Genomic DNA, 22,949 nt, shown 5'->3' with positions numbered 1-22,949 from the left:
CCCCAGCCCACCGCCGGGCTGTAGCCCATTTGCTGCCACGGGAGTCCCAGTAACACGGTCCGGTCGTCACCGCTCCCGACGGCACCGATGTCGCGGTACGCATCGCCGGAGTCCTGCACCACCCGGCCACCTCCGCGTTGGAGAGCTGGTGGCGCCTTTCCTTCGCCACCAGCGTGCAGGAGTTGTTCAAGATCCACGACGGGGCGCCGCTCCCACTGTTCAACATGATCGCGGCGGACGCACATGGCTCGATCGGCGCGCTCTATTGCGGAACCCCTCCAGTGCGTGCCCATGGCGACTTCGACGACAGTAAGCGCCGCCTGCCCGGTGATGATCCGAAGTGGTTGTGGCGCAGGGTTCATCAGGCGTCCCGGATGCCCAGAGTGATCAACCCCGAATCCGGGTGGGTGCAGAACTGCAACGAAACGCCCTGGCTCTACACCGATCCGCCGCTGCCCGCCGAAAACTGGCCGTCAGCCATCGCCCCCAGCGTCGACCAGGTCGACGATTTCCGTCCGATCGCCTCCCGAAGGTGGCTCAAAGCACAGAAGAAGATCAGCCCGGAACAACTTCTTGGCCTGAAGTTCAGCAAACGCGCACTCCTCGCGGACGTCGTCCTCGACGAACTCCTCGCGGCCGCCACGGGCGAGACGGACCTTGAGGACGCGGTCCAGGTGCTGACTGCGTGGGACCGCCAGGCCAACCAGGACAGCGAGGGCTATGTGCTTTTCTATCTATGGAGCATGCAGAATCTCTCGGGCATCGGCGACAAGACACTTTTTCGGTGCGCAGCAGAGCCCGGGGGACTCCCGACAGGGCTGGCCGACCCCGCCGCGGCAGTCGCAACCCTTCGCGATGCCAAGGCGATACTCCTGGGAACTGGAGCCCCTCTCGATGCCTCCGTCGGGCAGGTCGTCTCACTCGGCGACGGTCCGGACGCAATCCCGGGGGATGGGGGCTCCGGCGTGGTGGGCGTCCTGAAAGCGTTCGAGATCATGCCAACGGCCGACGGCTTCAAGAAGGTGCTCGGTGACACCTGGGTGTCACTGGTTCAATTCCGCCCAGTCGGTGAAACCACCGCGGAAAGCGTCCTCGTCTACGGCAACGCCACCGAACCCGGCGCGCCACCATCGAAGTCACAGTACGCCGTATGGGCAAGCGACAGGCTGCGCACCTGACACCGTTACCCGCCCGGACATATTCGCGCACCCGGCCGAACCTCGCAGCGGTCGACCTCCCGGGGGCTCTGGGGCGCCTGCTCTCGGGGTTCATGGTCAAGAAGTACAAGGGCCCGGCTTCGTCGACTCGTAGAGACGAATGCGGATCGCATGGTTCGCCTTGTGCATAACCCCGTTCCCTCAGCCGATCAAGATTACGTACCCGGATACCTGGACGTACGAATGCGCGGCATGTCGAATCGGTCTCGGACGGCATATCGGAATTGCCGAGGGATCGGGGGTGTGGCCGATGTGCACAACAGGAAGCCCGCGCCACCTCCGTCTCGCACGCATCGACGCCGACGCCCGCAGGGCCGCGACGGTCCGGCCTGGCGTGGCCGACCGGAGGAGAGCCAAGGTCGCGGGCACCGCATGCGCGCGTACGGCTCACCGGCACGCGGGGCCGCCGGTACCGCGACCGCTCGCAGCCGCGTCGTCACTCCCGTCGGCCGTCACCCGTGATGATCCGTCCCTGACCGTCACCGACCACACGACTCGCGGTCAGGGGGGAAGAATGTCACAGTGTGAGGTGGAGGACTGTTGCAGTGGAGTTCGTGGCCCGACAGGACGAGCGAAGCACCATCGACCAACTGATGGCCGCGGCAGCGGCCGGCCAGGGCGGGGCCCTCGTCGTGGCCGGCGAGGCGGGAATCGGTAAGTCGGCGCTTCTCGACACGGCGATGGACTCGCTGGACGGTTACACGGTGCTGCGTACGGACGGCGCCGAGTTCGAGCAGGAACTCCTGTACGCCGCGCTGTACCAGCTGTGCGCACCCCTCCTCGACCTGCGCGCCAAACTCCCCCCGGTGCAGCGGGAGGCGTTGGAGGCGGTGTTCGGACTGGGCCCGCAGACATCACCCGAACCCCTGACGGTCGGCCTCGCCGTGCTGGGCCTGTTGCACGAGATGGCGCGCAAGCGGCCGGTGTGCTGTGTGATCGACGATGCCCAGTGGATCGACGACGCATCCCGCCAAGTGCTGGTGTTCGTCGCCCGGCGGATCGAGGCCGAGCGGATAGCGATGGTGTTCGTCGCCCGTGACGCCGCCTCGGTTCCGGGGCTCGCCGCCCTGCCGCGGCTGCCCCTCACGGGACTGCCCGAGGAGGACGCGCGCCGGCTGCTCGGCACGGTGGTGCGGTCCGGGCTCGATGCCGAGCTCGTCGAACGCATCCTGGCCGAGGCCGCGGGCAACCCGCTGGCGCTGCTGGAATTCGCCCACGACGACGGACCGTTCGCACTGCCCCGCGTACGCCCGTCACTGCCCCACGTCGGGACCGCGCTGAAATCGCAGTTCGTCCACCGCTTCGAACAGCTGCCGTCCGACACCCAGCCTCTGGTGGTACTCGCCGCGGCGGAACCGGTCGGAGACCTCGCCCTGCTGCGCCGGGCGGCCGAGCTGCTGGAGATGGACCCCGCAGCCCTGTCCGTGGCGGAGGATGCAGGACTGCTCACACTGGGCCCCCGGCTCACCTTCCGGCATCCCCTCGTGCGCTCGGCGCTGTACGCCTCGGCCACCCCGGGGCTGCGCCGCCGCGTGCACGGCGCTCTCGCCGAGGCGACCGACCCCGTGACGGATGCCGACCGCCGAGCGTGGCACCGGGCCCACGCCGCCGTCGACGCCGACGAGGGGGTGGCTGCGGAGTTGCAGCGGTCGTCGGAACGGGCACGCATGCGCGGCGGCTTCTCCGCGGCCGCCGCCTTCATGGAGCGGGCCGCGCAACTGACCCCCGAAGCCGGATCCCGGGCCGGGCGGCTGATCGCGGCAGCCCGCCTCCACCTGCAAGCCGGCTCGCCCAGGGCGGCCCGCGCACTCATCTCGAAGGCCGAGCCCGGGCTCGAGGACAGCAGGCACACGCAGGCGCGCCTGTTGCGCGCCAGGATCGACTTCCAGCTCGGCCACACCCCGCAGGCGACCGCCGCGCTCATCGGCCTCGCCACTCAACTGCCCGGCGAGCAGGCCACGGAGGTGTACCTGGAAGCAATCGCGTCGATCATGTTCAACGACAACCAGCCCGGCCTGCTCAAGACACTCGGCGCCGCGGTCCAGGAACAAGGGAGACCGGGAGACGCCTCTCCCGCGGACCTGTTGCTGCACGCCCTCCTGGACCAGATCAGACTGCCCGTCGAGCAGGCGGTCCCGGCGATGCGCGAGGCGGTAACCGCCTGCCGCACCGCCGCCGACTCTGCGGCAGGTCACTGGCGGATGAACCTCGCCTGCCAGCTCGCCATCGACCTGCGCGACGACGCAATCCTGCGCGAGATGACCGACCAGCAGGTCCGGGCCGCCCGCAGCCAGGGCTCGCTGGCCACCTTGCCGCAGGCACTGCGCTACCAGGCGATCTCGCGCATCGCGGGAGGCGGGCTCAACGAAGCGGCCTGCGTCCTCGCGGAAGCCCACGCACTCGACGAGGCCGCGGGCTCGATGCGTGTCGTGGGCGTCGACCTCGTCCTCGCCGCCTTCCGAGGCGACGCGTGCCACTATCGCGAGCTGAAGAAGCTGACGGGCGCGGACGGGCGGCCCAACGAAACCGTCGGCGAGCAGTACGCCCGGGCGGTCCTGTACAACGGCCTGGGCAACCATGAGGCCGCTCTGCAGGCGGCCCTCGCGTCCCAGAGCCGCCACCGGGCCGGCTCTTACACCCTCTGGGCCGTCTACCCCGAGCTCGTCGAGGCCGCCGCGCGCGTGGGACGCCCGCAGGAAGCCGCCGACGCGGCGCGCCTGCTGGAGAGACTGGCCCGGGCGCATCCCTCCCCGTGGGCCGTCGCCCAGTGGCTGCAGGCGCGAGCACTCCTCGGCGAGGGCGAGAACTGCGACATGCTGTACCGGGAAGCCATCGACCACTACGCGAAGACCGGCGTCCACATTCATCACGCCCGGACACGGCTCACCTACGGCGAGTGGTTGGACGGGGAGGGGCGCACCGCGGAAGCCCGTACCGAACTGCGAGCCGCGTACGAGATGCTGTCCTCGATGGGCGTCGACGCCTTCGCCGAGCGTGCGGCCAGAAAACTGCGGGCCGCCGGTGAGGAGCCGCGCCCGCAGGACACGGACGACGACCCGCTCGGTGTCCTGACCGCGCGGGAACGCCTCATCGTCGGCAAGGTAGCCGCCGGCGCGTCGTCCAGGGAGGTTGCGGCAGCGCTGTTCCTCAGCCCGCGTACGATCGACACCCACCTGCACAACGCCTACCGCAAGCTGGGGATCTCCTCGCGCCGACAGCTCCGCGAGCTGTCCGGCTGACCAGCGACCGGGACGGCCGCCGCTCGCACGTGGTGCGTGCAGGGGGGAGAAGGCCACCCGTGCGCCGCGCCGCTGTAGGCGGCGGGGCGCTCCGTCCGTTCCGGGAACGGACGTGATCCCAGTCGGCCGGGTGCGGCAACGGCCGCATACCGTCCGGGCATAGCTCGCCCGCTTCCTCGGCCGGTGTCCAGCGGCTCTTGCGCTCCAACGGCGCGAGGGCCCGCGCAGATACTCCCCTGCTCGCCGACGTGGCTCCGAGCGATGGAAGTGCCCACCGATCCAGACATGCAGGGACATCCAGCCCCGCTGCCCAGCGGCACACCTCATCAACCGTGAGTCCCCACCCATGCCCAGCTCAACGAGAAGCCCGTCCACCCGTCACATCGACTGCGGCTCCAGTACCAGAGCCGCTGATGCTCGGTGACGGAGTCGTGAGGTTGCTCGGTCGAAAACCGCAGACCCCGACACGCAGGCCGAAGTGCGGGCCCGGCTGACGGTTCGGCTTGGTCAGGACCCGGTGGCTTCCTGGTCGCCGCGCTTGTCGGCCTGCATGTCGCCGACCACCTCCGTCACCATGCGGATCGACGCGGCGTCCAGCACGTTGCCGAACTCGATCACGCGGATCCGCCCCTCCAGGCGTGTCCTCAGCTCGGGCGTCTCGCTCGGAATCACCACCAGGTCCACGTTCTCGAGATCTTCGTCCTCGGTGCCGTGCAGGACCTCGATGTTCTCGATGCCCGCCTGGGTGAGGGAGTCCCGCACACTGACCGCTTGCTCGTCGGTGCGGTACCAGATGCCGACCGTCCGGTCCCTCGGCACGGAGGCGATCTGCACCAGCGTCTGCACGTGTGGCGCGACGACGATGGCGACCACCTCGGTCCGAGGGCGCCGGAACAGCCCGCGCACCTCGGCCAGATGGAAGAACGTGGTCAGGACGAGGTCGGCCTGCTCCTCCTCGGCGTCGAACGTCCCCAGCACCAGCGGCCGGACCTTGAGGCCGAGGTGCTCGCCGAGTTCGTCCGCGAAGTACTTGGCCCGGTCGACGTTGCACTCGACGAAGGAGACCTTCAGGACATCCTCCTCGGCACGCATTGCCAGGCCCGCGACCAGCGGCTGGATCTCGGCCGCGGTCAGCCCGAGCGCGATGCACTCCCTGATGGCCTGCCGCAGGATGTCCAGGGCCTGGTCGCGTGCCGGCGAGGCCTCCCGCGCGGGCCCGGGACCCACCACCCGGGTTCCGCTGCGGCCGTGGCTCTCGACCAGGCCCAGCTCGCCGAGCTGGGCGTAGGCGCGCGCGACCGTGTTCCGGTTGATGTGCAGGTTGTCGCCGAGCAGCCGTGCGCTGGGCAGGGACTGCCCCGGTTCGAGATCGCCGGACTCGATCATGAAGGACAGCTGGGTCACGATCTGCCGGAAGATGGGCACACCGGAGTCACGGCTCACCTGAAGGTTGTCCACCAACGCTCGGCTCTCCCTCTTCTGAACGCTGTCCTGTCCCCGAGTGCACCGAGCGAGGCCGCTGGACGGCACCGTACCGGCGTGGACAGTATCGACCCATGCTATTCAGCCAGGAACACTGGGCCAAACGCCCCGATGCTACGTCGGTTTCCCGGCCTCCGGGAGCAGGTGCCGCGTGGATCAGTGGACGATGCGCCGGTTCACGTCGACGACGTGTTCCTGATGCACCGCTCAACGGTGTTGCGCTGCTCGTAGGCTCGCGGTCGAAGGCTGCCGCCCCGGCTGCCTCGACGGAGCCGGTGGCCGCGCTGGTCTGCGGGGACGGGGATCACGGCCCGGATGCCGCGCTCGCGCAGGTGCTCGCGGATCGCGCGGGAGGAGCGCGCCTTGTCGGCCAGGACCACATCCGGCCTGGTGCGAGGTCGCCCTCGCCTACGGGGGACCCCGCAGGCGGGCCATGACCTCGGTGAAGGCAGGTACGTCACCGGCTTGTCCGGTGGTGAGGACGAACGCGAGGGGCGGGCAGCGGGCACCGGCGGCGAGGCGGACCGTGGCGGTCAGTCCACCGCGGGTACGCTCCCAGAGAGGCGGCAACCGGCAGCGGAAACGAGCGATGTCCCTGTCCGCGTTCGCGGCTCCGCATGACCCCGGCTTCCGGACCTCCTCCGACCGCTGCCGAGGCCGCGGCAAAACCCGCACCCAGGCCCTCCTCCGCCTCACCCGCCACCGCATCAGCGTCCTGCCGCCTGCTCCGCGACGGAACCTTCGACGAGCCGAGGAGCCCCGGACGCGCTTGCCGAAGGGCATGGAGGCTCCCACGGGGACAGGGCGTGGACCACTGCCGCGTGGATCGTTCCGTCGTCGGAGACCTGTGGGCCCGTGACACCTCGGATGGTTGCGAGGTCCTCGGGCGTGAGTATGGGGATCGGCATGGTAGACCCCCAAGGGGCACGGTTTGCGCTGCATCTCCGTATGGTTGCTCCATTAGGTCGAAGATTGGGCCTGGCGCTAGGCTATTGACCACCGGCAGGCGGCCCAATATAACTGGCCATGCCGTCGGCGCAGGCGAATCGGCTCAACCGTCTCTGTCCCCGCCCGTACAGCGATCACGGTTCACCGCAGCGGTCGGCCACCCGGCGCGAGCCGCTCGTATCTCATGACTCACCGGCACCCGACCGAACCCGGAGTCACTATGAAGTCCCATGTGAACGGCCCTCGTCAGATGCGGCACCGGTCGGCACTGGCCGTCGCCGGCGCGGTGGTGCTGGGAGCCTCGGCCTGCACCGACAACCGCCCCCCAGGCTCGCGGCGGGGACGCCGGCCAGGCCGTCAAGAGGCGGAAGCCGTGGCTGGCCACCTCAGCCTGAAGCAGGCGCATCTGCCGGACATCCTCGGCGACCTGCTGCGCAAGGCGCGCCAACGATGACAGCCCTGCACCACGAGGCCCTGGTGGTCGACCTGCACAACGACCTCATCCTCCTGGTCGACCACTTCGACCGCCGCGGACGGCCCAGGCCCGCTGACGCCCCCGAAAGCACGCAGCTCCGCCTCGACGCTGTCCACGTGGTCGAGGATCGCCCGCGCACGCCGGGCGCGGATCAACCCGGCCGAAGCCAGCCGGACCCGGCCACCGTTCCGTTCCAGCAGCCGGTGCGCGTCTCGGACTCCAGGCCGGTGAGCTGCTGGGACACGCTCGACGGAGTCATGTCGGCGGCGTGGGCGACCGCCCGGACCCGTATCCAGCGAGTGGAGCCTGCTCCGTAGCCGCACCATCAGGGCTTCATCACGCCCCCATTGTCGTGTGGATGCACCTAACGGCGGTGACAGTTTTACGGGATAGACGCATAGCTCAAATGTGCCTAGTGTCTTAGGTGTGACTGCTATGACATCCTCCTCCCCGTTCACCGCCAACCTCTGGGCCGAAGCCGATCGGCACCTTGTCCGCTACGGAGGCGGCTTCACGCCCGAGATCATCGAGCGCGCCGCCGGAAGCTTCGTGTTCACCGCGGCCGGCCGCCGGATACTCGACTTCACCTCCGGCCAGATGAGCGCGATCCTCGGCCACTCGCACCCGGCGATCGTCGCCACCGTCCAGCGGCAGATCGCCGATCTCGACCACCTCTACAGCGGTATGCTCAGCCGCCCCGTGGTCGACCTCGCCCGCCGACTCGCCGAATCCCTGCCGACGCCATTGGAGAAGGCCCTCCTCCTGACGACCGGGGCCGAGTCCAACGAAGCCGCGATCCGCATGGCCAAGCTCGTCACCGGCAAGCACGAGATCGTCTCCTTCGCCCGGTCCTGGCACGGCATGACGCAGGCAGCCGCGTCCGCCACCTACAGTGCGGGCCGCAAGGGTTACGGCCCGGGCGCTCCCGGCAACTTCGCCATCCCCGTGCCGAACACCTACCGGCCCGACTTCACCGCACCCGACGGCTTCCTGGACTGGCCCCGCCAGCTGGACTTCGCCTTCGACCTGATCGACGCCCAGTCGACCGGCAGCCTGGCCGCGTGTCTCGTCGAGCCGATCCTCAGCTCGGGCGGCATCATCGAGCCGCCCGCCGGATACTTCGCCGCCCTGCGGGCCAAGTGCCGGGAGCGCGGCATGCTGCTGATCCTGGATGAGGCGCAGACCGGTCTCTGCCGCACCGGAACCTGGTACGCCTTCGAGCGCGACGGTGTCGTGCCCGACATCCTGACCCTGTCCAAGACCCTCGGCGCCGGACTGCCCCTCGCAGCCGTGATCACCAGCGCGGAGATCGAGCAGGAGGCGCACGAGCGCGGATTCCTGTTCTTCACCACACATGTCTCGGACCCGCTGGTGGCCGCGGTCGGCAACACGGTTCTCGACGTGCTGACCAAGGACAAGCTCGACGAGCGGGCGCGGCAACTCGGCGTGTTCCTCCGCCGCGGCCTGGACGACATCGCCGGACGGCACGAGGTCGTCGGCGACGTGCGAGGCCGTGGCCTCCTCGCCGGACTGGAACTCGTCGTCGACCGCGAGACCAAGCGCAGCTCGGACGAGCTGGGCGCCCGGGTCACCCACCGCTGCCTCGAACTCGGCCTGCACATGAACATCGTGCAGCTTCCCGGCATGGGCGGAGTCTTCCGGATCGCCCCGCCGCTGACGGCCACCGAGGAGGAGCTGTCGCTCGGCCTGGAGATCCTGGACCAGGCGATCGGCGACGCCCGCGCCGCGCTCTGAGCCCCACTCGGCGCCGCCAGAGTCGCAAGCTCAGGTGCAGGGTAAGGGTTTGGCCCAAGTGAGGAGCAGTCGTCAGGGGCGTCGGTGCCGACGATCACTCCGCCTTCCGTACGACCGCCGCTCCACTGGTCGAGCGAGGCGACGGGGACGACGCGGCGGACCACCGGGGTTGTGCGCGCCAGTCAGTGGCGCGAGAAACCTCGCGAAGGCGTGTTGCTCATCGAGGTCAGGGCCCCGGGTGAGCGGAGCCTGGGGGAGGGGCTCACGGTGCTGCGTCGATGTCGGCGTTCTGCATACGCGAGGGTCCGGCGCGGAGTGACGCGATGGGCCCCACCTGTGCATCTTCCGCGCACCTCGTCGGCCCCCGACATGCCGGCCCGGCCGCGCGTTCCGATCTGCGACGGGACCGGCCGGGTTCACGGCAGCGCAGCCCGTCGGGCCGAGTGACCTATTCCACAACGAGGCTTGTCGTCCGAAGCTGTCGATCGCCCGTCGGTCGTCAACTCCCGTACCAGGTTGCCTGCTGACGCCACGTCGACTCAGCGGCGCAAGCGGCCCTCCGGTGTGGCGTGCCGCTGGGAGGGGTGGAGCCCGCGGGAGGGGGCTATAAGGTCTGCACATGAAAATCAGTGTCATTAAGGGGTGGGTGGGCGTCTGCCTCCTGCTTCCCGGGCTCGCCGCCTGCGGCACGAGCGAACCCGCTCCTTCGAGAAGCACGGCCGCGACACGGCCGTCCGACGCGGTCGTCGACACCTGCGGCACGACGCTGCGGGTGTCCGAACCGCCCAAGAGGGCGATCGCGCTGGAACAGAACGCGACGGAGATCATGCTCAGCCTCGGGCTTGCGGACCGGATGGCCGGCGCCTCCTACCAGACCGACCCGGTGCTCCCCGCGCTGGCCGCCGACTACAAGAAGGTCCCGGTGCTCGCGGACCGGTACGCCAACCACGAGGCGACACTCGCCAAGGAACCGGACTTCCTCTACTCCACCCTCGCCTCGGCGTACGCGGACGAAGCCGCGGGCCCCCGGGCGGGATGGAAGCACCTCGATGTGCCGGCCTACCTCTCCGTCCACGACTGCGAGAACCCTGAACAGTCACCTCGCGAAGTGCGCTTCGACGCCATCTTCGACGAGATCGAGGACATCGCCACCATTTTCGGCGTCCGACAGCGTGGCGAAAAGGTCGTCGCGGGCCTACAGGCCCGGCTCGACCGCGCGGTACACGCGATCCCCGACGGAATCGACGCCGATCTGATGTGGTACTACTCCGGCACCACCACCCCCTACATCGCCGGACACGGCGGACTGCCCTCCACGGTCGGTGAACTCGCCGGGCTGGACAACGCCTTCGACGACATCCCGCAGAAGTGGCCGGAGGGCAACTGGGAGGACATAGCCGAGCGCGATCCGGAGGTCATCGTCCTGGCGGATCTGACCCGCGGGGGGAAGGGGGACAGCGCTGAGGCGAAGAAGAAGTTCCTCCGGTCCCATCCCGTCACCTCAAGGCTCCGCGCCGTACGCGAGAACCGCTTCATCGTGGTGCCCGGGTCGGCCATGGACCCCTCCGTGCGCAGCGTCAGCCTGGTGGAGGAACTCAGCAAGGGCCTGGCCGAACTCTACGGCTGACCCGGCCCGCCACCCCCGGCCATCCCCACCACCTCCCGCCATCCCCCGTACGAAACCGAGGCCCCGCATGACCGGCACCACCCTGTCCCCCCGCGCCCTGCTGGAACGCTGGGACGCCCAGCAGGCCGCCTACATCGCCCACCGGGAACACCGCTTCCAGTCGATGCTGGACGTCCTGCGCCTGCACCTGGACGAGCCCTTCCACGTCCTGGACCTCGCCTGCGGACCCGGTTCGCTGTCGGACCGCGTCCTGACCGCCTTTCCCGAGGCGCGGGTGACCGCCGTCGACCACGATCCCGTGCTGCTGCGCCTGGCCGGCTCGGTACTCGCGGACCACGGCGACCGGGCCACCGTCGTCGACAGCGACCTCGTACGAACCGACTGGGCCCGGCCTCTGGCCGGGGAGAGGATCGACGCCGTCGTCTCCTCCACCGCCCTGCACTGGCTCTCCCCCTCCCAGCTGCTGGGCGTCTACACCACACTCGCCGACCTGCTGCCGCCGGGCGCGCTCTTCCTCAATGCCGACCATCTGCGCTACGGGCCGGACAACGAAACCCTGGGAGCTGTGTCCGCCCTGCACGACGCCGAGGTGCAGCGCGCCGCGTTCGCCGCCGGCGCGGACACCTGGGACGCCTGGTTCGCACTCGCGGCCGCTCAGCCGGACATGGCCCCGCTCGTCGCCGAACGCCGGCGGCGTTTCACCGACCGCCCGCCGCAGCCGGTGTCTCCGCTGCACTTCCACCTGTCGGCGCTGAGCACCGCAGGTTTCAGCGAGACGGGCACCGTCTGGCAGTACCTCGACGACTACGTGGTCTTCGCACGGCGATGACGAGGACCACCATCACGACGGGCGCGCACCGAGCCACCGGCCCTCGGGGCGCGCTCGTCCTCACCTGCTGCACCGTCCTCCTGCCGCTGTCCGTGCTCATCGCGGTCGGCACGGGAAGCGCCGACATACCGCCCCTGGACGTGGCCCGGACCATAGGCGTCCACCTCGGCGCACCGTGGGATGCCCTGCCCCCGCTGCGCGACAGCATCGTGTGGGACCTGCGGCTGCCGCGTGTGCTGCTCGCCGCGCTGGTGGGAGCGGGGCTCGCGGTGTGCGGTGCGGTCCTGCAGGCTGTGACGCGCAATCCACTGGCCGACCCCTACCTGCTCGGGGTGTCGGCCGGCGCCTCCACGGGAGCGGTCCTGGTCCTGGTGCTCGGCGTCGGCTCCCTCGCCCTCCCGGTCGGCGCCTTCGCCGGCGCGCTCACGGCCTTCGGCTGTGTCCTCCTCCTGCTCGGCCGCTCATTCGGCTCCGCCACCAGAGTCGTGCTCTCCGGCGTTGTGGTGGCCCAACTGTTCAGCGCGCTCACCAGCCTCGTCACCATCCGCTCCGGCGACGCCGAGAGCACCAGGGCGGTGACCTTCTGGCTGCTGGGCTCCCTCGCCCCGGCGAACTGGGTCTCGGTGGGCATCTGCGCCCTCACCACCGCGGCCGGCCTGGTGGTCTGCCTGCTGTACGCACGCCCCCTGGATGCCCTGGCCTTCGGCCGCGAGACTGCCGCCACCCTGGGCTTCTCACCGCGTCGCACCGAAGCGGTGCTCTTCGCGGTGACCGCCGTGGTCACCGGCTCCCTCGTCGCGGCCAGTGGCGCCATCGGCTTCGTGGGCCTGCTCGTCCCGCATGCGGTACGCATCCTCACCCGAGCCTCCCACCGGCTGCTGCTGCCGACCTCGGCCCTGCTCGGTGCGAGCTTTCTGGTGTGGGCGGACACGGCCGCGCGGACCGCCTTCGGCCCCCGGGAGGTACCGGTCGGCGTACTGACCGCGCTCATCGGAGTCCCGGTCTTCGCGCTCCTGCTGCGCCGGCGGGCGGGTGCGCCGTGAAGGATATGAGCACCGGCGCCGAAAGGGGTCCAGGCGCAGGCGTGGAACTCGCCGCCGACCGGCTGCGGTGGACGGCGAACGGCCGCGCGGTCGTGGACGGCGTCACCTTCACCGTGCCGCAGGGCTCCTTCACCGGACTGATCGGCCCCAACGGTTCCGGCAAGTCCACCGTCCTGCGCCTCCTCGCCGGTGTGCGCCGGCCCTCGGCGGGTCGTGCCCTGCTGGCCGGCTCCGACCTGCGGGCCTTGAAGAGGCGCGAGGTCGCGCGTCGCGCGGCCTTCGTCGCTCAGGAGACCTCGACCGACATCGACATGACCGCGGCGCAGGTCGTCATGCTCGGCCGGGCCCCCCACTACGGGCGGTCGGCCACGTCGGAAGGAGACATCCGCGCGGTCGAAGAGGCCATGACGACGATGGGGGTACGGGCGCTGGCCGACCGGTCCTGGAGCACGCTGTCCGGGGGCGAACGGCAGCGCGTCAACATCGCCCGGGCGCTCGCCCAGGGGACCCCGGTTCTGCTGCTGGACGAACCCACCAACCATCTGGACGTCAGTCACCGGCTCGACCTCATGGAGAGGCTTTCGGGCAGCCCCACCACAGTCATCGCGGCCCTGCACGAACTCGACCTGGCCGCACGCTACTGCGACCACCTCGTGCTCCTCGACGCCGGCCGTGTCGTCGCCTCCGGGCGCCCCGCCGAGGTGCTCACGCCACCCCTCCTCGAGCAGGTCTACCGGGTCCGAGGCACCGTCGGCGAAGGACCGGACGGCCGGATGGACGTCCATCTGGCCCCTCTCACCCACCGATGAACACGAATGATCCCGCACCCACGTGGACGTGCACGCGGGCCGGATCCGCGCGGGTTCGAGAGCCTCGCGGCGCTGCGTGACCGGCAGGCCGGGCTGCTTTCGGGCGGGGAACAGCAATTCCTGGCTCTCCTGTGCGCGTTGAGCCTCGACGCCCGTCTGCTGTTCATCGACGAGATGACGATGGGACTCGCCCCCCTGGTAGCGCGCGGCCTCGTCGACATCGTCAAGGAGGTGGCGGCCGAAGGCGTCGCGGTCCTCTTCGTCGAGCGACACCTGCACATCGCACTGGGGCTGTGCGACCGCGCCCCTGTGCTCAGCCACGGTGAGTGAATACGCGAAGGCAGCGGTCCTGAGCTGCGCCTCCGCATCGACGAACTCGCCTCGCTCTACTTCGCCGGGGACCCCGCCCTCGGCCGGTGGTCCGCGGACCCCGCCCTCGGCCGGTAGTCAGGGGGCGCCCCTTGGTACCGCACCCCTCACCACCGTCGAACGGGAACGCGATGCAACAGCCGCAAGCCGCCCGCTGCGCCCGTCCGTGTCGTCGACGACCGGAGCCCCCAGCGTGCCGCCTGCAGGCAGCGAGCAGCAGCGGGCCCCGTGTTCTGCTGCTCTGGGAGGACATGGCGCGGGGGATCGGAAGCAGGAGCACCGTCGTGGAGTGGTACACCGACGAACTCCCCTCCTGTTCCGCGACCTGGACCTCACCGTCTGACCCCGTGATCTCCAGTCCAAGGGAAGGAATCTCGTGATCGACCTCCGCACCGACAACCCCGAGACCCTCACCTGGCAGGGAACACAGGACGTCCGCGCCCAGAAACACCGCCCGACGCATCAGGAGTGCGGGGCATTTTTCTTGGCTGCTTTCGAGCTCAAGTAACCCTGGCGCTCCGTCGGGGGCACACCTGTCCCCAGGCCATGCAAAAGAGCGGACGAGCCGACAGCCGCATGATCAACCACCTCTGCCGGAGGGGTCAGTCGCTTGACCCGTCATGTCGGTCAGGGGCGCCGAAGTGCTGGGCAATCGCTTCGGCCCGGCCCGATACCCCGATCTTCCGGTAGATGGTGTGCAATTTATTCTTCACTGTGCGCTCTGTTATACCGAGCCTGCGCCCTATCTGGTGATTTGACATACCGGTCACAAGAAGCTGAAAAACTTCCGTCTCGCGATCTGTGAGGACTTCTCTTCTATTGTTGACCGGTGCCGGTGCCGGTGCCGGTGCCGGTGCCGGAGCGGAAGTGAAGGGGGCGTCTTCCGATCGGCGTTCATCGACCAGAATCTTCAGCAATTTGATTACCTCGTTGACATCCCGTCGCAGCGCCCGCAGGTCACAAGTCAGTACCTGCTGACAGCATTCTTCCTTGTCGGGCATGACGCCTTCCCCGGGATGAGTCTGCCGCCACGGACGAAGCAGTGGCTTCGGCATCGCAGGGCGGGCAGACAAGGCCATCATTCCCGGGTCCACGGGGCAGTGAACCTTGGATCTGGTCAGATCCTGCCTCCGTGGCGAGCCGTCATGGTGGTGCAACCTCCCGCATCCCTTGGCCGGTTCACCCCCACGGGGACACTGCCGACTCTGCCGCACCAGCGGCCACGGGTGGTACTCCGCCGTGCGCGCGGCCGGTCCATGGCGCGATAGCGACAAAAGGAGACGACGGGTACTGCGACTGATTGAGCGGTCGGCATGCGGTACCAAAGGACCTGGTTCCGTATCGAAGGTACCGAAGTCTCGGTCGTTTCCGGAGTTTCGCTTCGGGCACTCGGTTTGCGCGTAACGGCGAAAGCTGCAATGTAAGGAGGGAAATCCATGAATGCAGTTGCGAAGCATGCTTCCCCTTTCCTCGTCGAGCAGCAGCAGATCATCGGGCAGCGTGACAACGCACTGCTGCAAGCCGCCCGCGATGGTCGGGTGGGCCGACAGAATCTCGGTCGCATGGTGCAGGCTGACCAGTTGTGCCTGTATTCCGAGACCGTGGCCTACGGGGTACTTCTCGCCCGGTTCCCGAGCGGACCGGCAGCTGATCTTTTCGCCGGGCTGAACTCCGCCCTGCGTTCGGTCAAGCCGAGTCTCGACCGGTGCGCGAAGGCTCTGGACGCGCCCCCCGTCTCCGCTCTCGACCCGTCCAAGGCGGCCGACGCGTTCGCCTTCCCCATGGCGGTTTCCTGGATGTGCCTGCACGCCGGGCCCGTCGCCGCGGCACTGGCGCTGTGGTCGGACTTCGCGGCCTACGCGCGGGAGAGCCAGGAACTCGTGCGGACGCTGACCGACGCGGGCGCGGACGTCCCCGAGGCGTTCCTCGGCTACTACAGCCGACAGGATCCCTCGGAGCTGCTCGACCTGGCCGCCGGTGTCGTGGAGGACGACGTCCGTGAGGGCGGCACGTCTGACCACGCCACATCTGTCGCCGCCATGTTGTTGGCGGGTCTCGACGGCTTCTGGCGGTTCGCCGCCGAGACGGAGCAAGGGCCGTCCTCGGCCGGCGCGGGTCGCGTAAAGCGGCAGGGGTGACGGCCGTGCGCGTGGGGATAGCGGGCGGAGGGATCGCGGGGCTGACGCTGGCCTGGCTGCTCTCCGAGAGCCACGAGGTGGTGCTGCTGGAGGAGCGGCCGAGGCTCGGCGGAAACGTGAAGTCCGTCCTGACGGCCGCCGACGGCGGCCCCTGTGCCATCGATCTCGGTGTCAGGGAAACGCCCGTCGAGGTGTCTCCGGTCTGGCGGCACATCGCAGCGGCGGTGGGTGTCTCGGCGGGGGACCTCGTCGCGACCACCGCGTCTCGGGTGGTGCTCCGGAAGCACGAGCGCTCGCCCCTGTGGGTCTCCGCAGCAGACCCCACCGACACGGCACGACCGGTCACGACCGGGGGACCGGCCTACCGGGCCATGGCGCGATTCGCCGACGAATCCGCGCGATGGGAGACAGAGGGAATGTCCTGGGACGTCACCGTCGGCGACGTCCTGGACTCATGGCCGCTGCCCTCGACGGCGGTGCGGCACCTGTTGTGCGCGCTCCCCGCTTCGCTCCACGGCTGCACGACGGACGAAGTGCGGTCCCTGTCGGCACGGGCGGTCGGCACGACCTTCACACCGCCGCACACGGTCCCTCGGACGACGTACCTGCGATCCGGGAACTCCTCACTCGTCCACGGACTCGCCGCCGGTGCACGTCCGGCCAGGCTGCTACTGGGGACAGGCCTGCGAGCGGTGCGCCGGGCGGGTGAGGGCTTCGAACTCGTGGACAGCGCGGGGGCTGTCCACGCAACGGACGTGGTCGCCCTGGCCCTTCCGGCGGACCATGCTCTGGCAGCTCTCTCCGGTCTGGCCGGCGCAGGCGCCTGGAGGACGGCGCTGAAAGCCGTCGAGTACCGGGAAGTGACCTACGTACTGCACCACGACCCGTACGGAATGCCCGAGAACAGGCGCACGTGGTCCGCCGGCAACACCACCGTGGACGGAAACCGGAGCGAGACGACGACCTGGTACGGCCCATCGCTGGGCGTCGACCTGTTCGTCAGTCAACTCGATCACCGTGCCGGGCGGCCCCGCGAGGAATTGGCCCGCTCCTCGTTCCGGGCGACACTCCCCACCCCCCAGGCATGCCGGGCACGGCAACGGCTGGGCGCGATCCACGAAGGGCAGCGCCTCCTGTTCCTCGGGCACTGCACGACTCCGGTGGAAACACAGGAAGCGGCCATGGCATCGGCTGTGGCCGTGGCACAACACCTCACACCCTGCGGCAAACGGTTGCGTGACTACCTGGAAGGCGGATGACCGATGCGACGAGGAAGCACCATCACCACCAGCGCCCGGACCCGAGCGGCCCGGCACATGATCCCCTGTATCGACGTGCGTGACGGCATGGCGACCGACCCCTCCGGCGCTCCGCGCCTCGCCGATCCCCTCGACGTCGTCGGCATCGCCACCGGTTACGCCGACGACGGGGTCGGCCAGCTGTTCCTCGATGTCGTCGATACCTGGAGCGCTGTCGGCTATCTGCCGGACCTGCTGCGCAAGCTGCGGGCGACCGGTCTGGAGCTGCTCGTCTCCGTGCAGCACGGAGCCCTGCCGTCACCCAAGGAGTGCCGGGAGTTGCTGTCTGCGGGGGCGGACGCCCTCTCGGTCAGCACGAGCATGGTCGAGGAGCCCGACCGGGTGGCGGACACGGTCCGCCTGCTCGGGAGCCGGCGGTTCATCGGTGTCGTCAACTGCTCCGGGGACCGGCAGCAAGGATGGCGGACCGTGATTCACGGCGGTGCCACCCGCACCACCGTGGACGCCCTCGCCGTGGCCCAGCGATTCGGTGAGCTGCGCGTGCGCGCGCTGCTCGCCAACAACGTCGACCGTGAGGGCACGGGCATCGGATACGACCTGGATCTGGTCCGTGCCGCGGCCCGTGCTTCCGCGCTCCCGGTCATCGCCTCCGGCGGTGCGGGCTCGGCGAGCCAACTGGCCGACGCGCTCAACGGCGGCGACGCCTCCCACGTACTCGTCAACAAGGTCGTCCACAGCGGCCGAGAGACAGTCGGTTCGCTGAGTGAGAGCTTGTGCCCTCACCTGCGCCGGGAAGCGGGCTGATCGTGCGGGCCTTGGCCTTCCCAAGGCACGGGGCCCCCTCCCGGGTACTCCGCCTGACAGACTTTCACCGTCCCGAACCAGGACCTGGCCAGGTGCGAGTACGGCTGTCCGCCCGTCCGATCAACCCGTCGGACCTCCTGTTCATACAGGGTTCCTATGGTCGCGAGGCACACTTCGCCCCGCGACCGGAGATGGGCACCCGAGGTAGTGGTTGGGCTGTCGCCGGGTTCGAGGGGGCAGGCACCGTGGACGCCCTGGGCTCCGGCACGAGGGGACCCGCGCCAGGCACCATGGTGGCGGTAGCCGCCACCGGGACCTGGCAGGAACAGGTCTGCGTGCCCAGCACATCGGTGATTCCGATCGCGCCCGGCGTTTCCGCTGAGGCGGCCTGTCAGCTCACCGTGAATCCGTTCACCGCCCACCTGCTCATGCGCGACATCGCCCTGGATCCGGGCGACACGTTGCTGCTGACCGCGGGCGCCTCTGCCGTAAGCCGCATGGTGATCCATCTGGCGAGTAAACGCGGTCTGCGGTGCCTGCCCGTGGTCAGGCGGCGCGGACAAGCGCGCGCACTGGCACGTCTGGGCGCGCAGCCACTGACCGTGAGCTCGGCCGACGCCCTGGCCGAGGCGGTCCGCGGCACGCCGGGGCACGGGCAGGTGGGCATGGTGCTGGACGCGGTGGGCGGGGCTCTCGGCGACGCGGCACTGCGCTGCCTCCGTCCCGCCGGACGGTTCCTCTCCTATGGAATGCTGTCCGGTCACCCCCTCTCCATACACCCCGACGACCTCGTCTTCCGGCAGGTGAGCGTGCAGGGCTTCTGGCTCCCCGCCCGCATGGAGCACCTGGGCGAGAAAGAGCTGAGTTCCCTCACCCGCGAGGTCCAGGATGCCGTCGTATGCGGCCTGCCCGGCCTGGAGGTCGCCGAGCGCCACGACCTCACCGACTTCGGGTGCGCCCTCGACCGCGCGATGCGGCCCGGGCGTGAGGGGAAGGTCGTGCTCACCGGCTGACCGCGACGGGTCTCACACCTACCGACCGGCTGACTCACGAAAGGAACCGATCATGCCGCCGACGGCGCCCACGCCGAGCGAACGCCCCCTCGAACAGGTCCGTCGCGACGACACCCGTAGCGGTTACCCCCGCGACGCCCTGCTCCCGGACCTGTTCGCGCGTCAGGCCCGGCAGTCCCCGGACAGCGAGGCGCTGGTGTGGAGCGGCGGCCGTTGGACGTTCCGGGAACTGCGCGGCAGGGTGGTCCACGCCGCCGCGCGGCTGCGGGCCCGCGGCGTGAGCGAAGGTGACATCGTCGCCGTGCTCCTGGACCGTTCACCGCAGTCGGTGGTGACCACGCTCGCCGTCCTGGAGGCCGGCGCCGTCCATCTCCCCCTCGACCCTCGTAGCCCCGGCAAGCGGCTCACCGCGATGATCCGGGACGCGGCGGCCAGGTTTCTGGTGACCCTGCCCGGGAATGCCGTCGACTCATCTCTCCCACTCGTCCGTATCACCACTCGTGAACTGGAAGGGGAGTGGGCCCAGCGGCTTGCACCGAGCCGGACCGCCGGACGGGTCGCCACGGATGCCGCGTACCTCATCTACACCTCCGGTTCGACCGGTGTGCCCAAAGGCGTGCTGGGACACCACCGGGGGCTGGTCCGCTTCGTGACCGCCGATCACCCGGCTGTCCCCGGGCCGGGCGACCGCCTGCTCGCCACGACCAATCCGACGTTCGACGTCTCGTACTACGAGATCTTCTGCACCCTGCTCAACGGTGCCTGTCTCATTCTCCCGGAACCCGAGGTCCTGCTCGACACCGAGGCCCTGGGCCAGTGCCTGCGTCACCACCGCATCACCACGCTGTGGCTGGCCGCCGGGCTGTTCCACGTACACGCCCGGTCCGCGCCCCGCTCGTTCTCCGGACTGCGCTGTCTGATGGTGGGCGGTGACACGGTCAGCCCCGGCGCCGTCGGCGCCGTGCTGGCTCGCGGCGCGCCGGCCACCTTGGTCAACGGCTACGGGCCGACGGAGAACGGCGTCATCACCACGTCGTACACGGTCCGTGAATTGCCCGATCACGCGGACCGCGTCCCCATCGGCGAGCCGGTGCCCGCCACCACGGTCCACGTCGTCCGGCCCGACGGCAGCCTGGCCGAGGCCGGGGAGGAGGGAGAACTGTGGGTGGGAGGGGACGGCGTCGCGATCGGTTACCTCAACGACCCGGAACGCACCGCGGAGCGGTTCGTCCCCGACCGCTTCGGGAACGACCCGCGGGGCCGCCTCTACCGAACGGGCGACATCGTGCGCCGACATGCCGACGGCACGCTCGAATTCCTGGGACGCAGGGACAGGCAGATCAAACTGCGGGGCTTCCGGGTCGAACTGGGCGAGGTGGAGAGCGTTCTGTCCACCCACCCGGGCGTCCGGGGGAGCGCCGTCGGCGTACTGGGCGAAGGGCAGGGGGAGCACCTCGGCGCGGTCGTGGCAGGCACCCCGGACATCGAAGCCACGGATCTGGCCGCGCGCCTGCACGACCATGTCCGGGACCGGTTGCCGGCCCATATGGTGCCCAGCAGGATCGTCTGCGTCCCGGACCTGCCCCTCACGGCGAGCGGCAAGGTGGATCACGCTCGCCTCCTGGACCCGCTCACCCGGCCGGAGGGCGACCCACACGGGAGCGGACCGTCACAGACCACGGACGAGAGGGCCGTGGAGCGGATCTGGTGCGAGGTCCTGGGCGTGGACGCCGTGGGGCGCGAGGACGACTTCTTCGCCTTGGGCGGCTCCTCATTGACGGCGACGCACGCCGCCGCGGCCACCCGCCGCCACTTCCGCATGGACCCGGGGGCGAGCGGCGCCCTCGTCCGCGAACTGCTGGACACCCCGACCCTCGGGGCCTTCGCGGTGCGGGCCCGGCGACTCGCCGCACAGGGGAGGGCGCGGGTGTCACCCGCGAAGCCGGACCTCCACGCCGAGGCGCGGCTGCGCCGAGCGATTCCGTGCGCCGGACCGCTGCCCGAGGTCGGCCGTCTCGGTCGGGCGTTCGTCACCGGGGGAACCGGATTTCTCGGTGTCCACCTCATAGACCGCCTGCTGCGGGACGGCGCTGAGCGCGTCCACTGCCTCATCCGCGCACGGGACGAGGCACAAGGAGCCTCGCGTCTCGACGCCCGGATGCGACGCTACGGCCTGGATCCGCGACGCCTGCGCGACCGGGTCGCGGTGGTCCCGGGTGACCTGTCCGCCGAGCGGTTCGGATTGGCCGGGACCGCCTGGGAGCGGCTGGCACAGGAGAGCGACCTCATCGTGCACTGCGGTGCGCAGGTCAACCTCGCCTACCCCTACGAGGCACTGGCTCCGGTCAACGTCGGCGGCACGCGGACGGTCGTCGAACTGGCCACCGCGCACCGGCTGGTACCCGTGCACCACATCTCCAGCGCCGGAGTCCTCACCGGCCCCGGCCCCACCGGGGCCCGGCACGCGATGGAGCACTCTCCGCTCGACCGTCCCAACCGTCTTGCGGTCGGCTACACCGAGACCAAACGGGTCGCCGAGAAGCTGGTGGTGGAGGCCGCGCGCCAGGGGCTTCCCACGTCCCTCTACCGCCCTGGCGAGATCACGGGCACCAGTGACCGGGGCGTGTGGAACACCGACACCCTGATGTGCGCGTTGTTCCACACGATCGCACAGACCGGTGTGGCCCCCGACGTACCGCTGCCGCTCGACTTCGTCCCCGTGGACTGCACGGCTGACGCCATCACCCGGGCGATCACCCACGAGAAGCCCGACGGCCGCGTCCACCACATCTCCAATCCCGATGTGGCGCACCTGTCCCTTCTCGTGGAGCGTCTGCGCGCCATGTCCTATCGGGTGCGCACGGTCGGGTACCGGGAATGGACGGCCGCGGTCGTACGGGCGGTCGACGCGGACCCCCGACACCCGATGACGCCGTACCTCCCCCTGCTGGTCGAGCCCACGACCAGCTTCGGGATCGGCGTCGAGCAGACGCACTTCACGAACACGTTCCCCACCCTCAGCCGTGACAACACCGACTCCGCGTCGGCGGAGGCCGGCCTGACCTGCCCACCGGTCGACGCCCGGCTGATCGACCTCTACCTCGGCCGTCTCCGCGACAGCGGGTACCTCCCACCGCCGGACGGCCCCACCGCCTGAACCGTTCACCATCCGCACGACGACGGCCTTCCGTCGCCGGCCCCGACCGAAGGGAACCACGTGACCACCCGAAGCCACATCGATGCCAAAGCCCTGGCCGACGACGTCCGACAGGACCTCGCCGGCGAAGCCCCCGGCAGCCCGCTCACCCTGGCGCCCGTCACCGGCCCCGGCGTCCTGGAACCGCTGCGCCGCCTGGTGGCGGTGGAGTGCCAGGCGCACGCCGTCGAACTCGTCTCCTACGGCACCCTGCTGACCCGGTTCCCCCACCGGCCGGCCGCCGAACTCTGGGTGACCTTGGCACGCATCGTCCACGAAGCAACCCCCAAGCTGCGGGACGTGGCCCGGGCACTGGGGATGACCGAGACCGACCTGGCCGGCCGGCCCGCGGGCAGCGGCGCCTACGACTTCCACAGTGCCATGTCCTGGATCGCCGCGTCGGGGAGTCAGAGTGCGGCGGCCCTGGCCGTGCACACCGACATGCGTGTCTACTATTCCGGCGCCACCGCCGTCGCGCGACGCCTGCGGGAGACGGACGCACCGGTGCCGCAGGAGTTCATCGACTATTACGACGACCCCGGCGACGAGGCCTTGGCGGATCTCGCCCTGACTGTCGCGCAGGACGGCCTCGACCGGGGCGACGACCCACAGGACGCGCTGTTCCACGCCCACCGCATAGCGGACGCCCTGCTGGGCGTCTGGAAAGCCGCGGCGGCCGAGACGGTCTGAGCACATGACACCGCGGTGCCGGGGCCGTCTCCCGGCACCGCACCACCCACCCCCGA

General features: G+C 70.0%; 16 protein-coding genes and 5 pseudogenes. 16 read left to right on the top strand and 5 right to left on the bottom strand.

Features of this window, described 5'->3' with window-relative positions; all coding sequences use genetic code 11:
- Positions 1-65: 65 nt before the first annotated feature.
- Together DCW30_RS03850 and DCW30_RS03845 are read left to right on the top strand one after the other, a co-directional pair.
- Positions 66-1,178, top strand: a pseudogene (locus DCW30_RS03850) (penicillin acylase family protein); the annotation flags it as partial.
- A 593-nt stretch (positions 1,179-1,771) separates the two neighbouring features.
- Positions 1,772-4,456 carry a helix-turn-helix transcriptional regulator gene (locus DCW30_RS03845; protein ID WP_076688462.1) on the top strand — a complete coding sequence of 895 codons (2,685 nt, stop codon included), beginning with the start codon at positions 1,772-1,774 and terminating at the stop codon, positions 4,454-4,456.
- Positions 4,457-4,574: 118 nt separating this feature from the next.
- On the opposite strand, the pseudogene DCW30_RS37235 reads toward DCW30_RS03845, so the two are convergent.
- The 3 genes and pseudogenes from DCW30_RS37235 to DCW30_RS37230 all read right to left on the bottom strand — a co-directional run.
- A pseudogene (locus tag DCW30_RS37235) lies at positions 4,575-4,778 on the bottom strand (IS701 family transposase); the annotation flags it as partial.
- Positions 4,779-4,963: 185 nt separating this feature from the next.
- Positions 4,964-5,914: a GntR family transcriptional regulator gene (locus DCW30_RS03840; RefSeq protein WP_205576571.1), complete on the bottom strand. Its 951-nt coding sequence runs from the start codon at positions 5,912-5,914 to the stop codon at positions 4,964-4,966.
- Between the two features lie 221 nt (positions 5,915-6,135).
- Positions 6,136-6,490: pseudogene (locus DCW30_RS37230) on the bottom strand (transposase); the annotation flags it as partial.
- A gap of 4 nt (positions 6,491-6,494) precedes the next feature.
- On the opposite strand from DCW30_RS37230, the pseudogene DCW30_RS03830 reads away from it, so the two are divergent.
- Both DCW30_RS03830 and DCW30_RS03825 read left to right on the top strand, forming a co-directional pair.
- Positions 6,495-6,699 (top strand): annotated as a pseudogene (locus tag DCW30_RS03830) (IS110 family transposase); the annotation flags it as partial.
- Positions 6,700-7,106: 407 nt separating this feature from the next.
- Positions 7,107-7,340, top strand: coding sequence for a hypothetical protein (locus DCW30_RS03825; protein WP_123985568.1), 234 nt, complete (start codon positions 7,107-7,109; stop codon positions 7,338-7,340).
- Between the two features lie 101 nt (positions 7,341-7,441).
- Here DCW30_RS03825 and DCW30_RS38180 read toward each other — a convergent pair.
- A pseudogene (locus DCW30_RS38180) lies at positions 7,442-7,687 on the bottom strand (LysR family transcriptional regulator); the annotation flags it as partial.
- A gap of 109 nt (positions 7,688-7,796) precedes the next feature.
- Between DCW30_RS38180 and DCW30_RS03815 the strand changes: the two are divergent.
- The 6 genes from DCW30_RS03815 to DCW30_RS03790 all read left to right on the top strand — a co-directional run bounded on the left by DCW30_RS03815 (position 7,797) and on the right by DCW30_RS03790 (position 13,754).
- A complete protein-coding gene (locus DCW30_RS03815) occupies positions 7,797-9,116 on the top strand; it encodes an aspartate aminotransferase family protein (protein WP_076682517.1) in 1,320 nt (439 codons plus the stop codon).
- 619 nt (positions 9,117-9,735) lie between these two features.
- Positions 9,736-10,743 (top strand): ABC transporter substrate-binding protein, encoded by a 1,008-nt coding sequence (locus DCW30_RS03810; protein WP_076682515.1) that lies wholly within the window; start codon positions 9,736-9,738, stop codon positions 10,741-10,743.
- 67 nt (positions 10,744-10,810) lie between these two features.
- Positions 10,811-11,572 carry a class I SAM-dependent methyltransferase gene (locus DCW30_RS03805; RefSeq protein ID WP_076682513.1) on the top strand — a complete coding sequence of 254 codons (762 nt, stop codon included), beginning with the start codon at positions 10,811-10,813 and terminating at the stop codon, positions 11,570-11,572.
- Positions 11,569-12,615 (top strand): FecCD family ABC transporter permease, encoded by a 1,047-nt coding sequence (locus DCW30_RS03800; RefSeq protein ID WP_079249857.1) that lies wholly within the window; start codon positions 11,569-11,571, stop codon positions 12,613-12,615. Before DCW30_RS03805 ends, DCW30_RS03800 begins: the two co-directional genes overlap by 4 nt.
- A 41-nt stretch (positions 12,616-12,656) precedes the next feature.
- Positions 12,657-13,424, top strand: a complete 768-nt coding sequence (locus tag DCW30_RS03795) for an ABC transporter ATP-binding protein (RefSeq protein WP_076682511.1) — start codon at positions 12,657-12,659, stop codon at positions 13,422-13,424.
- Positions 13,425-13,430: 6 nt separating this feature from the next.
- A complete protein-coding gene (locus tag DCW30_RS03790) occupies positions 13,431-13,754 on the top strand; it encodes an AAA family ATPase (protein WP_076682509.1) in 324 nt (107 codons plus the stop codon).
- Positions 13,755-14,395: 641 nt separating this feature from the next.
- On the opposite strand, the gene DCW30_RS36515 is transcribed toward DCW30_RS03790, so the two are convergent.
- The gene (locus tag DCW30_RS36515; RefSeq protein ID WP_162933536.1) at positions 14,396-14,794 is read right to left on the bottom strand and encodes a helix-turn-helix domain-containing protein; all 399 of its coding nucleotides are present in this window, start codon (positions 14,792-14,794) and stop codon (positions 14,396-14,398) included.
- A gap of 435 nt (positions 14,795-15,229) precedes the next feature.
- Here DCW30_RS36515 and DCW30_RS03780 point away from each other — a divergent pair, with 435 nt between their 5' ends.
- The 6 genes from DCW30_RS03780 to DCW30_RS03755 are packed head-to-tail and all read left to right on the top strand — an operon-like array spanning position 15,230 to position 22,893.
- Complete coding sequence (locus DCW30_RS03780; protein ID WP_076682507.1) at positions 15,230-15,931, top strand: hypothetical protein; 702 nt, start codon at positions 15,230-15,232, stop codon at positions 15,929-15,931.
- 5 nt (positions 15,932-15,936) lie between these two features.
- Positions 15,937-17,190: an NAD(P)-binding protein gene (locus DCW30_RS03775; RefSeq protein WP_076682505.1), complete on the top strand. Its 1,254-nt coding sequence runs from the start codon at positions 15,937-15,939 to the stop codon at positions 17,188-17,190.
- Positions 17,191-17,193: 3 nt separating this feature from the next.
- The gene (locus DCW30_RS03770; protein ID WP_079249852.1) at positions 17,194-17,994 is read left to right on the top strand and encodes a HisA/HisF-related TIM barrel protein; all 801 of its coding nucleotides are present in this window, start codon (positions 17,194-17,196) and stop codon (positions 17,992-17,994) included.
- Complete coding sequence (locus DCW30_RS38175; RefSeq protein WP_418346945.1) at positions 17,964-19,007, top strand: zinc-dependent alcohol dehydrogenase family protein; 1,044 nt, start codon at positions 17,964-17,966, stop codon at positions 19,005-19,007. The genes DCW30_RS03770 and DCW30_RS38175 overlap by 31 nt, the downstream gene beginning before the upstream one ends.
- Positions 19,008-19,059: 52 nt before the next feature.
- Positions 19,060-22,164, top strand: a complete 3,105-nt coding sequence (locus tag DCW30_RS03760) for an amino acid adenylation domain-containing protein (RefSeq protein ID WP_162933534.1) — start codon at positions 19,060-19,062, stop codon at positions 22,162-22,164.
- Positions 22,165-22,224: 60 nt separating this feature from the next.
- Positions 22,225-22,893: a hypothetical protein gene (locus DCW30_RS03755; RefSeq protein ID WP_076682499.1), complete on the top strand. Its 669-nt coding sequence runs from the start codon at positions 22,225-22,227 to the stop codon at positions 22,891-22,893.
- Positions 22,894-22,949 lie beyond the last annotated feature (56 nt).

Source organism: Streptomyces alfalfae (genome assembly GCF_004127445.1).
Lineage (GTDB): Bacteria > Actinomycetota > Actinomycetes > Streptomycetales > Streptomycetaceae > Streptomyces > Streptomyces alfalfae.
This window is presented reverse-complemented; position numbering and strand designations above follow the sequence as displayed.